Origin of the sequence: Streptomyces sp. NBC_01267 (assembly GCF_036241575.1) — a bacterium.
In the GTDB taxonomy this organism is placed as follows: Bacteria; Actinomycetota; Actinomycetes; order Streptomycetales; family Streptomycetaceae; genus Streptomyces.
Window position 1 is genome coordinate 2619838 of the sequence record NZ_CP108455.1, and the last position, 16118, is coordinate 2635955.

Consider the following 16118-nt stretch of genomic DNA (forward strand, 5'->3'; position numbering starts at 1 on the left):
GGGTACGGAGTGGGCGGCGCCGGATCGGCGGCCCACCCCGTACCCCTCCCCCCGCGCCGGTACGTCAGTTGATGGCTTCGGCGAAGATGTGCAGTTGCGGGTTGTTGGGCAGGGTCACGTACTTGACGGTCTTCCCGCCGGTGAGCGGTACGGACGCCGCGTACAGGCTGACCTTGTGGTCCGCGGGTTTGGTACTGCCCGGCGGACGGTTCCAGTGCGCGGCGGTGGCCACCAGCGTGCAGCCGTCGGTGGCCGCGTTGCTGTACCAGTCCGCGACGTCCAGCGTCGAGGTCGATGTGCTGCCGTCGGTGTAGGTGACGGCGACCGTGCCGGTCTGGCTGCCGTTGGTGCCCACGGTCAGGAACGACAGCTGCGAGCCGCTGCCGGAGTCCGCGACGACCTGCCGGTGGGCGGTGACCGCGTCTGCCCGGCCGGCGGGGACATCGGGCCAGGTGAGGGAGGCGCCCATGGCGGTCACCTGGCTGCCCGGCGTGATACCCACCGAGGCCAGGGCCTGCTGGGAGAAGCTGTAGCCCACTCCGTCCAGGTTGCCCGGCGTCTGGTCCGCGTCATCGGTGACGCCCACCGTGTCGCGGGCGGCTGCCAGGTCGGCGTAGGCGACCTGGACGGCTGCGCTGCCGGTGCCCGCGGGCAGGTTCTCCGAGCCCCGGTAGCCGGTTCGGGCGGTCAGCTTCACCTCGCCGCCCTTCGCCGTGGCGTCCACCCGCACCTGCCACTCCGTCGAGACGGACTCCCCGGCCCGCACCGTGTGGAAGGTGGCGGAAGTGACGGCCTTCTTCGTCCAGCCGGCGGGGACGGTCAGTTCGGTGGCGGCCTCCTTCACCTCCTGCGTCGACCTGTTGGTGAATGTGGTGGTCACGGACTGGGTGGATCCGCCGGTCACCGCGTCCGGGGCGGTCACCTTCGTGTAGCGCGGTCCGCTGGTCCTGGTGACGGTGAAGGTGTCCGACAGCGGAAGATTCCGCGAGGAGTCGCCGGCCTGGAGGGTGTACGTGCCGGTGCCGAGCGTCCAGGCCTGGGCGTCGGTGTTCCAGTACGACGCGTCCTGTGCGGAGATCTCGAAGGTGACCCGCTTCGTCCGGTGCGCCCTGAGGTCCACCTTCTGGAATCCCTTGAGCTGACGCGCCGGTTCCCCGGTGGAGGACGGCGCGCTCAGGTAGAGCTGGGCGACGTCGGCCCCTCGGCGGCTGCCGGTGTTGGTGACGTCCACACTCGCCCGGAGTGTCCCGCCGTCGGTCAGCTTCTGTCCGACGTGCAGGTGGGAGTAGCGGAACGAGGTGTACGAGAGTCCGTACCCGAACGGGAACAGCGGTGTCAGCTTCTTGGCGTCGTACCAGCGGTAGCCGACATCGAGGCCCTCGGAGTACTGGACCTTGCCCCCGGTGCCGGGCCACTGCGCCGAGGTCGAGGCCGGGACCTGGTCGAGGGACGTGGGGAAGGTGACCGGCAGCTTCCCGGACGGATTCACATCGCCGAACAGGAGTTCCGCGATGGCATGGCCCGCCTCCTGACCCGGGTACCAGGCCTCCAGGACTCCCCTGACCTCGTTCAGCCAGGGCATCGTGACGGCCGAACCGGTATTGAGCACCACCACGGTGTCGGGGTTCGCCGCGGCCACCGCGCTGATGAGCTTGTTCTGGTCACCGGGCAGATCGATGTCCGCCAGGTCGCTGCCCTCGGACTCGAAGTCGTTGGCATACACGACCGCGACATCCGACTTCTTCGCGAGCGCGACCGCCTGGTCGATCAGCGGGCCGTCGTCCGGCCGGGTCCAGCCGAGATCGACCCTGTCCCCACCGCCGCGCTGGTAGTAGTCGACCTCCACCTGGATCGCCTTGCCCGCGGTCAGGTCGGCCTTCGCGGTCTCCGTGGCGCCCCCTCCCTGGTCCCGCCAGTTGTCGATCACCTGCTTGCCGTCGATGAAGAGGCGGCTGCCGTCGTCGCTGGTCAGTCCGAAGGTGTACGTGCCGGTCACCGGCGGGGTGATCGTCCCGGTCCAGCTGGCCGAGAAGTTCGTCGCGGGGACGCCCTTCGCGGGCGCCGCCCCTCTCCAGTTGAAGTCGACCTGGGGGTCGGTCCGGGTGGCCGCCGGCGGGCCCGTGAGCGTGGTGTTCGGGTAGTAGTCGCCCTGCAGACCGTGCCCCGTCCCCGACGGCGGGGTGAGGAAGGAGGTGTCGATGGGCGGCAGCGCCCCCGAGGGCCCCAGGCCGCCCTGTGCGTAGGTGACGGTGGCCTGCGAACCGGCGCGCGCCTTGATGCCCTGGTAGGGGGTGACCGTACCGGTGCCTGCGACAGCGGCGCTGCCGCCTCCCGCGGTCATGGTGTCCGTGCCCGCACCGTCGCCGATCACCGCGATCGACTTCACCCTGCCCGTGTCCAGCGGCAGGACCTTCTGTGCGTTCTTCAGCAGGACGGTGCCCGCCTCGGCCGTCTTCTTCGCGACATCGACGTGGGCCGGGGTGGACGCCTCGGCGCCGGGGGTGTCCGGGGAGGGATGGTCGAACAGACCGAAGCGGAACTGTTCGCGCATGATGCGGGTGACCATGTCGTCGACCCGGCTCTGTGGCACCTGGCCCTGCTCCACCGCCGTCTTGAGCGCGGCCCCGAAGTACTGGTTGTCGGGCATCTCCATGTCCATCCCCGCGTTGGCCGAGGCAACCGTGCTGTGGGTGCCGCCCCAGTCCGAGGTGATGAACCCCTGGAATCCGAAGTCCTTCTTGAGGATGCCGTTCAGGTACGAGTTCTCGCAGGCGTACGTGCCGTTGACGGACGAGTAGGAGCACATCGCCGACGCCGGATGTGCCTGGTCGACGATCGCGCCGAAGGCACTGGCGTAGATCTCCCGCACCGTACGGTCATCGATGACAACGTTATCGGCCGGGGTGTTGCGGCTGGTCTCCTGGTTGTAGACCGCCCAGTGCTTGACCTGGGCCATCACGCCCTGGCCCTGGATGCCCTCGATGTCGGCGGCGCCCATCCGGCCGGTGAGATACGGGTCTTCGCTGTACGACTCGAAGGACCTGCCCCAGCGCGGGTCGCGCACGATGTTGACCGTCGGACCCAGGTCGACGTCGACCCCCTTGGTCTTGTCCTCGGCGCCGATCACCGTCCCGTAGGACTTCGCGACCGAGGGGTCGAAGGAGGCGGCGATGCCGGCCGCCGCGGGCAGCTGGGTCGTGGTGGCCATCCGGACGCCGGTCGGCCCGTCCTGCAACTTCAGCGCGGGGATGCACAGCCTGCTGTTGCCGGGGACGTAGCCGGTGTACGCCGAGACCACCCCGCCCTTCACCATCGCGATCTTCTCGTCGAGGGTCATCCGGGAGACGACGTCAGCCACCCGGGAGTTCACCGGTGCGTTCGAACCCACCCAGGGGCAGTCGGCGTTCGGGCCGTCCGCCGAGCGCTGTGCGGCCTGCGCCGCACCCGTAGGCGACACGGCGAGTCCCGCGATGGCGGCGGCTGCGGCGAGCAGCACCGTCGCCGTTCTGGAGCGACGTAACAGGGCCAGGCGTTTCGCTGGGAACATCACAACTCCTTGGTCGACACCGCAGGCCGTCATGGGCGAGCGGGCGTGAAGTACGGCATCGGGGCCGTCCGCACGAGTTCAACGAGTTCAACTGTTCAACGAGTTCAACGAGCTCTGCGAGGGTGAAGCTATGCCCCGGAGGACACAGCCGCCAGCGATGTGCGGGTACGGATTCCCGCCTCGCGGACCGACCCGGCTGCTGCGGTTCGGCCCGGCTGCCGCGTTCCGGCTGCCGACCCGGGCCCGCTGCGCTCGTCGAGGTCGTCCCGCTCGCCGCGTCACCAGCTCCTCGGTCCGGCATCCTATATGCACCGATATCATGCGTTCCGACCGAACCCGCCGGGACCTGGGGCCCGCGTACGGAAGAGGACGCCCATGCCCGACCACGGACACGACCTGCGCTTCGGCGCCTTCCTCACCCCCACCGCGAAAGGCCACGGCGAGGTGGTACGTCTGGCACGCCTCGCCGACGACATCGGTCTGGACCTCATCGGCGTCCAGGACCACCCCTACCAGCCGACGTTCCTCGACACCTGGACCCTGCTGACCCACCTCGCGGCCCGCACCGAACGTGTCACTCTCTTCCCGCACGTCGCCAACCTGCCGCTGCGCCCGCCGGCCGTCCTGGCCCGGTCCGCCGCCACCCTGGACATCCTCAGCGGCGGCCGGGCCGAACTCGGCATCGGTGCCGGTGCCTTCCAGGACGCGATCGCCTCACTCGGCGGACCGCGCCGCACGCCGGCCGATGCCGTCGACGCCCTGGAGGAAGCCGTAGCGGTGATCCGTGCGTTGTGGGCCCCCGGACCCGCCGTACACGTACCGGGCCGTCACTACCGGCTCGACGGAGCCCGCCCGGGGCCCTTTCCCGTCCACCCTCTCGGCATCTGGATCGGCGCGTACAAGAGGCGCATGCTGGAACTCACCGGCCGTCTCGGTGACGGCTGGCTCCCCTCCGCGGCCTACGCACCCCCGGGTGATCTCGCGGAGATGAGCCGGACCCTCGACGACGCCGCCCGCGCCGCAGGCCGTTCCCCCGACCGGATCCGGCGGATCTACACCGTCGGCGGGCGCTTCTCCCGCCTCGCCTCGGACCGGTTCCTCGACGGGCCTCCCGAACAGTGGGCCCGCGAGCTGACCGAACTCGCCCTCACCCACGGCATCAGCGGCTTCGTCCTCGCCCCGGGAGCCGACGCCGAGCGCGAACTGCGCACCTTCACCGAAGAGGTGGCGCCACGGGTACGGGAGGCGACCGCCGCCGCACGTGACGCGCGGCGGCCCACCACGGAGACACCACCCGCAGCGGCGGCTTCCGGTGCTCCCACGAGGGCGCCGGAGGACGTCGACCTCTGGTCGTCCGACCCCCTGGACGAGGCGACCCGCCCCCGGGCTCCCAAGCACCAGCCGGGTCCGGCCCTGGGGAACACCGGCGCCCGGCTCACCCTCATCCACGACAACCTGCGTGCCGAGATGCGGCAGATCGCCGACGCCGTCTCCCAGGTCGCCGCAGGACAGCGGGACGCCGCCGCCGCCCGCTCGATGATCAACAGCCTCACGCTGCGGCAGAACTACTGGACCCTCGGTTCCTTCTGCACCGCCTACAGCCGCACCCTCACCACGCACCACACCATCGAGGACCAGTACATGTTCCCCGAACTGCGGGAGAAGCAGGCGTCCCTGACTCCCGTGGTGGAGCGGCTGGAGCACGAGCACGAGATCATCGCCGAGACCCTGGCCCGGCTGGACGCCGCCCTGGTCACCCTCGTGCAGGACGAGGGCCACATCAGCGAGGTCCAGGACCTGACCGATGTGCTGGGGCGCATCCTCCTCTCCCACCTCGGCTACGAGGAGGAGGAACTGGTGGAGCCGCTGGACCGGCTCGGCATCAACGTCTGACCCGACCGGCAGTTGCTCGACGACGCGCCGCGCACCCCACGAACCCGGGCGTTACGGCGTCCACGCGTCGCGCTGTACGGCTGACACGGAGGAGGCCCGGGCGGACCGCTCCACCGCGACGTAGAGAGGGCCGTCCGGGGCCAAGAAGCGCTGCTGCCGACGCAGTCGTGCCCTGATACGGTGCTCCGCCTCCTCACCAGTTGCGATCTCGGAGAACAACGCGCGGGCGTACAGCCGGGGGCGCCTCCCACCCCCGGTGGAGACGGGTTTCCACCCGCGTTCCACCCACGGGCTGAAGGATTACGGGGCCGCGAGGCGAATAGTCGAAGTCATGACGCTCACTGACTGGATCATCGACATCGCACTCCTCCTCATCGTCTTCCGCCAGCTGCGGGAGGAGCGGCTCAGGGCCCGTACGGTGCTGCTGCCGCTGGCCATCATCGGCTGGACGGCCATCAGCTACCTCGACGACATCCCGACCGCCGGCAACGACGTGACGCTGGCCGTGGTGTTCGCCGCCGTGGGTATCGCCTTCGGCCTCGTGTCCGGCCTGCTGACCCGGGTCCGTTACGCGGACGGACATGCGCGGATCAAGGCCACCGCCGGCGCGGCGGGGCTGTGGGTGCTCAGTATGGGATTCCGGCTGGCTTTCGCCGTCTGGTCCAGCCACCCCTCCGGCGCCGCACACGTCGCGCACTTCTCCGCCGCCCACGACATCACCAGCGGCCAGGCGTGGGTGGTGGCTCTCGTCCTGATGGCCTTCGGTGAGGTCATCGTCCGCATGGGTACGATCGTCGTCCGGGGCGGGCTCCTCGTCGCGCGCAACAAGCAGCACGAGCAGGCCTCCGCCCTGACGGCGCCCCGTACCGACGTCCACATCTGACCGGGCGGCACGGCACGTACGAATCGATGACCCGAGGAACAGGTTCCGTGCCGGAGGCTGTGAAGCGGCCGGCGGCGAACGGAGTACGGGGATGATGAGCAAACAGCGGTGGACCGGTCCGGTGGACCGGGCGATGCTCGACCGGCACAGCCTGATCGGCGCGACGACCCTGGTGATCTGCATGGCGATCTCCGTGGTCGCGGCCCACGGCACGACCCTCAAGATCGTCGTCGCCGTACTCGGGGTCCTCGCCGAGCTGGGCATGGTGCTGGGCCGGCGGGTCCTGCCGTCCCCCCTGGGCGCGCTCGGCGCGACGCTCGCCATTGCCACCGGGCTCGCGATCACGCTCCTGGCGCCGAGTGGGCTCGGATCGGTCCCGGTGCTGGCGGGCACGTCCGTCCTGCCCCTGCGCCTTCCGGCGGGGCCGGTGCGCCACGCGGGGGTCGGGGTGGTCTCGGTCGCGTTCGGGATCTCGATCCTGGTGGTCACCGGCAGTCCGGCCGGGCTACTGGCGGGCGTGGGGGCCTGGTTCATGGCCGACCGGTCCGTGGAGCACGCCGCCCTCCAGGCCGAGCGGGACCGGGCCGTCGCGCTGCTGGCCGAGGTGGAGGCGTCCCGGCAGGCGCTGCAGGAGGCGGCGGCCGTCGAGGAACGCAGCCGTATCGCCAGGGAGATGCACGATGTCCTCGCGCACAGCCTCGCCGGTCTGTCCGTGCAGTTGCAGGCCGTGCGGGCGATCGCGAACCGGGAGGGCTCCCCCGCCGTGCTGACCGGCCCGCTCGACCGGGCCGCGGAACTCGCCCGCGAGGGCGTCCAGGAGGCGCGCGCCGCTGTCGGTGCGCTGCGCGTCGCGCCGCTTCGGGGGGTGGACGACCTCAAGGGGCTGGTCGGCGGGTTTCCCGGCGAGGCGCACCTGTGGACCACCGGTCGGGCCCGCCCGCTCCGCCCCGAGGCGGGCCACGCGGTGTACCGGGGAGTGCAGGAGGCCATGACGAACGCGGCACGCTATGCGACCGGGAGCCCCATCGAGGTGGAAGTGGCGTGGGCAGAGCGGGAGTTGCGGGTGGCTGTCCGCGACCAGGGGCTGCCGCCCGGCCGCGCCCTCTCGGGCGTGAAGGGGAGCGGCACCGGTCTGGCGAGCATGGCCGAGCGGATCGAAGCGGTCGGCGGGTCGCTGTCCGCGGGGCCCGCACCCGGCGGGACGGGCTGGCAGATCGAGATGCGCGTACCGGTCTGAGGGATCGGCGGCGGCGGTGCGGACCGTACGGCTTCCCCTGTCCGTCACGGCCCCCGGTACGGACCGCCCGGTACGCAGAAGGGCGTGCAGGCGGCACGGTGGCGGCGAACGGCACCGGGGGGCAAGGAAGATGAGGGCGTGAAGACACGTGAGTACATCGGTCGGCGTCCCGGCGCCGCACACGGGCGGAAGGCGGACGGGTGACGATTCGGGTGCTGGTGGCGGACGACCAGGCAGTGGTGCGGGACGGCGTCGTACTGCTGCTGTCGCAGGCCGACGACATGGAGGTGGTCGGCCAGGCGGGTGACGGGCACGAGGCCGTGCGGCTGGCCTCGGAGTCGCGGCCCGACGTCGCCATCGTCGACCTGCGGATGCCGGGGCTGGCCGGAGCCGAGGTGACAGCCCGGGTCGTCCGGGCGGACATCGGGGTACGGGTGCTCATCCTGACCACGTACGCGGACGACGACGCGGTGATGCCGGCGCTGCGGGCGGGCGCGGCCGGGTACCTGACCAAGGACGCCACCGGCGAGGCGCTGCTCGCCGCGGTCCGCGACGTGGCGGCGGGACACACCGTCCTGGACCCCGCGGTCCAGCGCCGACTGGTCCAACTGGTCGTCAGCGAGCCGGAATCCACCGTGCCGCTGCCCCCGGCCGGGCCCGCTCCCGAGGCCGGGATCCCGGCCGAGGCCGAGGGCCTCACCCGGCGGGAGGTCGATGTCGTCCGACTGGTGGCACAGGGACTCAACAACCGCCAGGTGGCCAGGGACATGGTGGTCAGCCAGTCGACGGTCAAGACGCACCTCAACCATGTCCTCGCCAAACTGGCCCTGGAGGACCGCGGCGCGCTGATCGCCTGGGCCTGGCGGTACGGGCTGGCCGACAGGACCGGCGACCGGTAGGGCGCCGACCGATCGTGCCGTGGTCCGGCACGGGTGACGTCGCCGGAGCGGGGCCGTCACCCCGTACGTCGACCGCCCCCTGGACACTAGGTCAGGTTAGGCTAACCTGACCTGAAGCTGCCCAGCGGCCACACCCCGGCACGTACGGAAAACGGAAAGCAGAGCCCCGCCATGCCCCACGCCCGCTCTTCCCACCCCTCCCGCCGCAACTTCCTCGCCGCGACCGGCGTCATCGGTATCGGTGCGGCCCTCACCGCCTGCGGCAGCAGCGATTCGAAGAGCGCGGGCTCTGCGAAATCCGACTCCGGGCCCTGGACGTTCAAGGACGACCGCGGCATCACCGTCAAGGCCGCGTCCACGCCCAGGAAGATCGTCGCCTTCACCGGCACCGCCGCCGCCCTGCACGACTTCGGCGTGGAGGTCACAGCCGTCTTCGGGCCGACGAAGACCAAGGACGGCAAGGCCGACGTGCAGGCCGGTGATCTCGACGTGAACAAGGTCGAGATACTCGGCAACGTCTGGGGCGAGTTCAACGTCGAGAAGTACGCGGCGCTCGGCCCCGAACTGCTGATCACCGGCATGTACGACAAGGGCGCGCTCTGGTACGTCCCCGACGAGTCCAAGTCCAAGATCCTCAAGCTCGCCCCCAGCGTCGCCCTGATGGTCGCGCGCACCACGATGCCCGCCGCGCTCCAGCGCCACGCCGAGCTGGCCGCGTCCCTCGGCGCCGACCTCAAGGCCAAGAAGGTCACCGACGCGAAGGCCCGCTTCGAGAAGGCCGCGGCCCGGTTGCGTGCCGCCGCCAAGGCGAACCCGAAGATCAAGGTCCTGATCGGCTCGGCCAGCGCCGACCTGCTGTACATCTCGACACCCGAACCGTCCGCGGACCTGCGGTACTTCAAGGAGCTGGGCGTCAACATCGTCGTCCCGGACAAGGTCGACAAGAGCGGCTGGTTCGAGAGCCTGAGCTGGGAGAACGCCGACAAGTACCCGGCCGACATCATCATGATGGACAACCGCACCTCGGCGGTCCAGCCCTCCGCGCTGAAGTCCAAGCCGACCTGGGGCGAGCTGCCCGCGGTCAAGGCCGGGCAGGTCATCCCGCGCTCCACGACCGACCCGATCTTCTCCTACGACAAGTGCGCCCCGGCCCTGGACGCCCTGGCCGCGGCGATCGAGAACGCGAAGAAGGTCAGCTGACCCATGACGACGGCTGTGTCCGCCCCGTTCCGTTTCTTCGGCCTGCATGTCGTACGGACCCGGCGGCTCAGCCCGTCGATGGCCCGGATCACCTTCGGGGGCGAGGACCTCAGGGGCTTCGCCGCCGGGGGGCGCGACCAGAGCCTCTCGCTCTTCCTGCCGCGTCCCGGGCAGTACGAACCCGTACTGCCGGCCGGCGACAACTGGTTCGCCGAATGGCGGGCGCTGCCCGACGGCGTACGGGCCGTGATGCGCTCGTACACCGTCCGCGAGCAACGCCACGACCCCGACGAGGTCGACATCGACTTCGCTCTGCACGGGCCGGCATCAGCTGCTGACACGGCGGATGTCGGCCCTGCCTGTCGTTGGGCCCGACAGGCCGCGCCGGGGCAGCGGGTGCGCGTACTGGGGCCCGCGACGAGCGAGAACACCGCCGTCCGCTTCCAGCCGCCCCCCGGCACCGACTCGGTGCTGATCTGGGCCGACGAGACCGCGCTGCCCGCCGCGTCGGCCATCCTGGAGTGGCTGCCCGCCGGCACCAGGGCGCGGGTCTGGCTGGAGGTCCAGCACGCCGGTGACCGGCTGGCGCTCGACACCGCCGCCGACGCCCGGATCACCTGGCTGGTACGGGACGAGGGCGCCCCCTCGGCGGCCGATGCCGTGCGTGCGGCGGAGTTGCCCGGCGCCCGCCCGTACGCCTGGATCGCGGGCGAGTCCGGTGCGGTGCGGGAACTGCGCCGCCATCTGGTGCGCGAGCGTCAACTCGACCGCAGGCACGTCACGTTCGTCGGCTACTGGCGGCGTGGGCTCAGTGACGAGCAGGTGAGGGCGGCTGCCGCGGAAGCGGCCTGAGAGACAGACACGGCCGCCGGTTCGAGAGAGGCACCACGCCGGCTGGAGAGACACCCCCGCCGGGGGGAGGGCTCATTGCGACGCAGAGTTTAGTTAGGTTAGGCTCACCTAACTACGACGTCGCAGTGCCGCTCTCCCCCCTCTGTCGTTTCTCCCCCTTCCGGAGGACTGCCCATGCGCTCACACCTGCTCAACGACACCACCGCGGAGCAGTACCGCCGCACTGCGACCGCAGCAGTCGAGCGGGTGGCGGCCCAACTCGCCTCCACCACAAGACCGTTCTCCGGCATCTCGCCCCAGGAGCTCTCCCCCGCCCTGGCCGCCGTCGACCTGGACCGGCCTCTCGGCAGTTCGGGCGCCGCCCTCGACGAGCTGGAGACCCTCTATCTGCGGGACGCCGTCTACTTCCACCACCCCCGCTACCTCGCCCACCTCAACTGCCCGGTCGTCATCCCGGCCGTGACCGCCGAGGCCGTGCTCTCCGCCGTCAACTCCTCCCTGGACACCTGGGACCAGAGCGCGGGCGGCACCCTGATCGAGCAGCGTCTCGTCGACTGGACGGCGGGCCGCATCGGCTACGGCCCCGCCGCCGACGGCGTGTTCACCAGCGGCGGTTCGCAGTCCAACCTCCAGGCCCTGCTGCTGGCCCGCGAGGAGGCGAAAGCCCAAGACCCCTCCGTACTCAGGGTGTTCACGTCCGAGTGCAGCCACTTCAGCGTCCAGAAGTCCGCGAAACTGCTCGGCCTGCCGCCCGAGGCGGTCGTCCCGATCCCCTGTGACCGGGAGAAGCGCATGCGGACCGTCGTACTCGCCCGGGAGCTGGAGCGCTGCCGCGCCGAGGGCGCCGTCCCCATGGCGGTCGTCGCCACCGCGGGGACCACCGACTTCGGTTCCATCGACCCGCTGCCCGAGATCGCCGCGCTCTGCGCGCAGTACGGCACCTGGCTGCACGTCGACGCGGCGTACGGCTGCGGGCTGCTCGTCTCGCGCAGGCGCGCCCGCCTCGACGGCATCGAGCACGCCGACTCGGTGACGGTGGACTACCACAAGTCCTTCTTCCAGCCGGTGAGTTCGAGCGCCCTGGTGGTGCGTGACGGGGCCACCCTGCGGCACGCCACGTACCACGCCGACTACCTCAACCCGCGCTCCGCCGCCGAGGCCCGGATCCCGAACCAGGTGGACAAGTCCCTCCAGACGACCCGCCGCTTCGACGCGCTGAAACTGTGGATGACGCTGCGGGTGATGGGCGCCGACGGGGTCGGGCAGCTCTTCGACGAGGTGGTGGATCTCGCGGAGGAGGGCTGGAAGCTGCTCGTCGCCGACCCGCGCTTCGACGTGGCCGTGGAGCCGCAGCTCTCCACGCTCGTCTTCCGCTTCGTCCCGTCCGACATCACCGGTCCGGCGCTCATCGACCGCGCCAACCAGTACGCCCGTAAGGCGCTGTTCGCCTCGGGTGAGGCCGTCGTGGCGGGGACGACCGTCAACGGCCGCGCGTACCTCAAGTTCACCCTGCTCAACCCCGAGACCACCGTCGACGACATCGCCGCCGTGCTCGAACTCCTCGCCGACCACGCCGGCCAGTACCTGGGAGAGACCCTTGTCCACGCCTCCTGATCCCCAGCGGGTCCACGAATTCGCCCCGGATCCCCAGCGGATCCACGACTTCATCGCGATCGGTCTCGGACCGTTCAACCTGGGGCTCGCCTGCCTGACCGAGCCCGTCGACGGACTGGACGGGCTCTTCCTGGAGTCCAAGCCGGACTTCGACTGGCACAGCGGGATGTTCCTGGAGGGCGCCACCCTCCAGACCCCGTTCCTCTCCGACCTGGTGACGCTGGCCGACCCCACCTCCCCGTACTCCTTCCTCAACTACCTCAAGGAATCGGGGCGGTTGTACTCCTTCTACATCCGCGAGAGTTTCTATCCCCTGCGCGAGGAGTTCAACGACTACTGCCGCTGGGCCGCCGCGAAACTCCCCACGGTCCGCTTCGGGGAATCGGTCACCGAAGTGACGTACGAGGAACAGGACGCGGTGTACGCGGTACGGACCGCGACCGGCGCCACCCACCGGGGCCGCAGGCTCGTCCTCGGCACCGGGACGCCCGCGTACATCCCGGAGTCCTGCCGCGGCATCGGCGGCGACCTGATCCACAACTCCCGTTACCTGGAGGCGAAAGAGAGCCTCCAGGCCAAGGAGTCCATCACCGTGGTGGGCAGCGGACAGAGCGCGGCCGAGATCTACCACGACCTGCTCCAGGACATCGACACCCACGGCTACGCGCTGAACTGGGTCACCCGCTCCCCCCGCTTCTTCCCGCTGGAGTACACCAAGCTCACGCTGGAGATGACCTCGCCGGAGTACGTGGACTACTTCCACGCCCTGCCCGCGGGGACCCGCGACCGGCTCAACGCGTCGCAGAAGAACCTCTACAAGGGCATCAACTCCGAGCTGATCGACGCCATCTTCGACCTGCTGTACGCGAAGAACCGGCGCGGCCCGGTGCCGACCCGGCTGATGACCAACACCTCGCTGGAGAGCGCCCGTCACGACCACGGCACCTACACGCTGGGGCTGCGCCAGGAGGAGCAGGGGAAGGACTTCACCCTCGCCACCCAGGGGCTGGTCCTCGCCACCGGCTACCGGTACCAGGTGCCGGAGTTCCTGGCGCCGGTGCGCGACCGGATCCGGTGGGACGAGCAGGGGCGGTTCGACGTCCGGCGCAACTACAGCATCGACGCGGACCGCACGCTCTACGTCCAGAACGCCGAGCTGCACACCCACGGGTTCACCGCCCCCGACCTGGGAATGGCCGCGTACCGCAACGCGTGCATCATCCGCGAGCTGCTCGACGGCCAGGAGTACTACCCGGTCGAGAAGACCATCGCTTTCCAGGAGTTCGCAGCATGACCGCGCTCGCCACCGATCAGTTCACCTTCCGTCCGCTGGATCCCGGCTCCGACGCCGGGCTGGTGCACGGCTGGGTCACGCACCCCAAGGCCGCCTTCTGGCTGATGGGGGACGCGAGTCCGGCGGACGTCGAGCGGGAGTACCGGTCCATCGCGGCGGCCGAGCACCACGACGCGTTCATCGGGCTCCACCGGGGCGTCCCCGCGTTCCTGATGGAGCGTTACGACCCGGCGCACGTCGAGCTGAAGGGGCTGTACGAGGCGGAGCCCGGCGATGTCGGCATGCACTTCCTCGTCGCGCCGGCCGACACCCCGGTCCACGGCTTCACCCGCGCGGTGATCACGGCGGTGATGACGGAACTGTTCGCGGATCCGGCGACGCGCAGGGTGGTGGTGGAACCCGACGTACGCAACGAAGCGGTCCACGCCCTCAACCGCGCCGTCGGCTTCGAGACCGTGCGCGAGATCCAGAAGCCCGAGAAGACCGCCTGTCTCTCCATATGCACCCGCGCCGCGTTCGAAGGAGGCCGTCGATGACCTCGCATCTCACCCCCGTACTCTGGGCGCAGGCCGAACGGCTCCTTGTCCGCAAGGCGCTGGCGGAGTTCTCGCACGAGCGGCTGCTGTCCCCACAGCCGCTCGGCGAGAACACCTACGCGGTACGCAGTGACGACGGAGCGACCGAGTACCGCTTCACCGCCCGCCTCCGCGCCCTCGACCACTGGCAGATCCCCGCCGAGTCCGTCACCCGGCACCGCGGCGACGCCGAACTCCCGCTGGACGCGCTGGAGTTCTTCGTCGAACTGCGGGACACCCTGGGGCTGAGCGAGACGGTCCTGCCGGTCTACCTGGAGGAGATCTCCTCCACCCTCTCCGGTACGGCGTACAAACTCACCAAGGAACCGGTCACGTCGGCCGAGCTGGCCACGTCCGAATTCCAGGCCATCGAGACCGGGATGACGGAGGGACACCCCTGCTTCGTCGCCAACAACGGGCGGCTGGGCTTCGGTTCGGACGAGTACCTCGCCTACGCGCCGGAGGCCGCGAACCCGGTCCGGCTGATCTGGCTGGCCGCCCGCCGCGACCACGCCACCTTCACCTCGGGCGCCGGACTCGACTACGCGTCGCTGATCCGCTCGGAGCTGGGCGAGGAGACACTGCGCAGGTTCGCGGAGACCATGGCCGGTCTCGGGCTCGACCTCGACGCGTACCTCCTCATACCGGTCCACCCCTGGCAGTGGTGGAACAAACTGTCCGTCACCTTCGCCGCCGAGGTGGCCCAGCAGCGCCTCGTCCCGCTCGGGCCCGGCGACGACACGTACCTCGCGCAGCAGTCGATCCGTACCTTCTTCAACACGAGCGACCCGGCGAAGTACTACGTCAAAACGGCCCTCTCGGTGCTCAACATGGGTTTCATGCGCGGGCTCTCCGCCGCGTACATGGAGGCCACACCCGCCATCAACGACTGGCTCGCCCAGCTCGTCGGGAACGACCCGGTGCTGAAGGCCACCGGGCTGACGGTCATCCGCGAGCGGGCGGCCGTCGGCTACCACCACCGGCCGTACGAGGCGGCGACCCGGAAGGGTTCGCCGTACCGCAAGATGCTCGCCGCGCTCTGGCGCGAGAGCCCGGTGCCCACGCTGGAGCCGGGCCGGCGCCTCGCCACCATGGCCTCGCTGCTGCACACCGACCGGGCCGGGGCGTCCTTCGCCGGGGCGCTGATCACCGAGTCGGGCCTGGCGCCCGCCGTCTGGCTGCGCCGCTACCTCGACGCGTACCTCACCCCGCTGCTGCACAGCTTCTACGCCTACGGCCTGGTCTACATGCCGCACGGCGAGAACGTGATCCTGGTGATCGAGGACGGCGTGGTGCGCCGGGCGGTCTACAAGGACATCGCCGAGGAGATCGCGGTCATGGACCCGGAGACGGCGCTGCCGCCGGAGGTGGAGCGCATCCGGGTGGACGTCCCGGACGACATGCAGCTCCTGTCGATCTTCACGGACGTCTTCGACTGCTTCTTCCGCTTCCTCAACGCGACGCTGGCCGCCGAGGGCGTCCTGGACGAGGACACGTTCTGGGCGACGGTCGGCGACTGTGTACGGGAGTACCAGGCGTCACAGCCCCAGCTGGCCGATAAGTTCCGCCGGTACGACATGTTCGCGCCGGAGTTCGCACTGTCCTGCCTCAACCGGCTCCAGCTCCGGGACAACCAGCAGATGGTGGACCTCCAGGACCCCTCGGGCGCTCTCCAGCTCGTCGGGGCCCTGAAGAACCCCCTCGCGTAGCCGGCTCCGGCCCGCGAGGGACCGGCGCCCGGAGAACGGTCTCTCCGGGCGCCCATCACTCACTCTCATGGCCCAGACCTGCCCGATATCGGGCAGAAATCTTGCAAAAGGTCAGCGCCCGACCCAATATCGACGGGTGCTCGCATCCCGTCCGTCGTACGACGACCTCATCGACCACCTGGTGCGCAGCACCGCGCTGCAGCGCGGCGAGGCCGCCCGGGTGGTTCTCGACGTGCTGGCCTACTTCGACGAGACGACGGAGGAGTTCGTCCGCCGCCGCCATCGCGAGCTGAAGTCCCGCGGACTGACGAACCCGGACATTTTCGAGCAGATCTCGGTCGAGTTGCCTCATCGTGCGGTGGCACCGCCCGAGCTCTCCCTGCGGCAGCTGCGCCGCATGATCTACGGCTAGGAC

12 protein-coding genes are annotated in these 16118 nt (G+C 70.3%); 11 read left to right on the forward strand and 1 reads right to left on the reverse strand.

Going from position 1 to position 16118, the window contains the following annotated elements; translation table 11 throughout:
* Positions 1-64: 64 nt before the first annotated feature.
* Positions 65-3547 (reverse strand): glycoside hydrolase family 3 C-terminal domain-containing protein, encoded by a 3483-nt coding sequence (locus OG709_RS11925; RefSeq protein ID WP_329165978.1) that lies wholly within the window; start codon positions 3545-3547, stop codon positions 65-67.
* Positions 3548-3922: 375 nt separating this feature from the next.
* Here OG709_RS11925 and OG709_RS11930 point away from each other — a divergent pair, with 375 nt between their 5' ends.
* From OG709_RS11930 to OG709_RS11980, 11 genes are all read left to right on the forward strand, one after another.
* Positions 3923-5440, forward strand: coding sequence for an LLM class flavin-dependent oxidoreductase (locus OG709_RS11930; protein WP_329165980.1), 1518 nt, complete (start codon positions 3923-3925; stop codon positions 5438-5440).
* Positions 5441-5771: 331 nt separating this feature from the next.
* Positions 5772-6323, forward strand: coding sequence for a hypothetical protein (locus OG709_RS11935; protein WP_329165982.1), 552 nt, complete (start codon positions 5772-5774; stop codon positions 6321-6323).
* A 91-nt stretch (positions 6324-6414) separates the two neighbouring features.
* Entirely contained in the window at positions 6415-7560 is a 1146-nt protein-coding gene (locus OG709_RS11940; protein ID WP_266643075.1) for a sensor histidine kinase, read from the forward strand.
* 200 nt (positions 7561-7760) lie between these two features.
* Positions 7761-8459 carry a response regulator gene (locus tag OG709_RS11945; RefSeq protein ID WP_266643074.1) on the forward strand — a complete coding sequence of 233 codons (699 nt, stop codon included), beginning with the start codon at positions 7761-7763 and terminating at the stop codon, positions 8457-8459.
* A 171-nt stretch (positions 8460-8630) separates the two neighbouring features.
* Positions 8631-9659, forward strand: coding sequence for an ABC transporter substrate-binding protein (locus OG709_RS11950; protein ID WP_250298571.1), 1029 nt, complete (start codon positions 8631-8633; stop codon positions 9657-9659).
* Positions 9660-9662: 3 nt separating this feature from the next.
* On the forward strand, positions 9663-10511 hold the full coding sequence (locus OG709_RS11955; RefSeq protein WP_250298572.1) for a siderophore-interacting protein: 849 nt from the start codon (positions 9663-9665) through the stop codon (positions 10509-10511).
* Between the two features lie 174 nt (positions 10512-10685).
* Positions 10686-12125, forward strand: a complete 1440-nt coding sequence (locus tag OG709_RS11960; RefSeq protein ID WP_329165986.1) for a pyridoxal phosphate-dependent decarboxylase family protein — start codon at positions 10686-10688, stop codon at positions 12123-12125.
* Positions 12109-13419 (forward strand): lysine N(6)-hydroxylase/L-ornithine N(5)-oxygenase family protein, encoded by a 1311-nt coding sequence (locus OG709_RS11965; protein ID WP_374211212.1) that lies wholly within the window; start codon positions 12109-12111, stop codon positions 13417-13419. Before OG709_RS11960 ends, OG709_RS11965 begins: the two co-directional genes overlap by 17 nt.
* Positions 13416-13955 carry a GNAT family N-acetyltransferase gene (locus OG709_RS11970; protein ID WP_266643070.1) on the forward strand — a complete coding sequence of 180 codons (540 nt, stop codon included), beginning with the start codon at positions 13416-13418 and terminating at the stop codon, positions 13953-13955. Before OG709_RS11965 ends, OG709_RS11970 begins: the two co-directional genes overlap by 4 nt.
* On the forward strand, positions 13952-15703 hold the full coding sequence (locus OG709_RS11975; RefSeq protein ID WP_329165988.1) for an IucA/IucC family protein: 1752 nt from the start codon (positions 13952-13954) through the stop codon (positions 15701-15703). The genes OG709_RS11970 and OG709_RS11975 overlap by 4 nt, the downstream gene beginning before the upstream one ends.
* A gap of 136 nt (positions 15704-15839) precedes the next feature.
* Positions 15840-16115 carry a hypothetical protein gene (locus OG709_RS11980; protein ID WP_250298576.1) on the forward strand — a complete coding sequence of 92 codons (276 nt, stop codon included), beginning with the start codon at positions 15840-15842 and terminating at the stop codon, positions 16113-16115.
* Positions 16116-16118 lie beyond the last annotated feature (3 nt).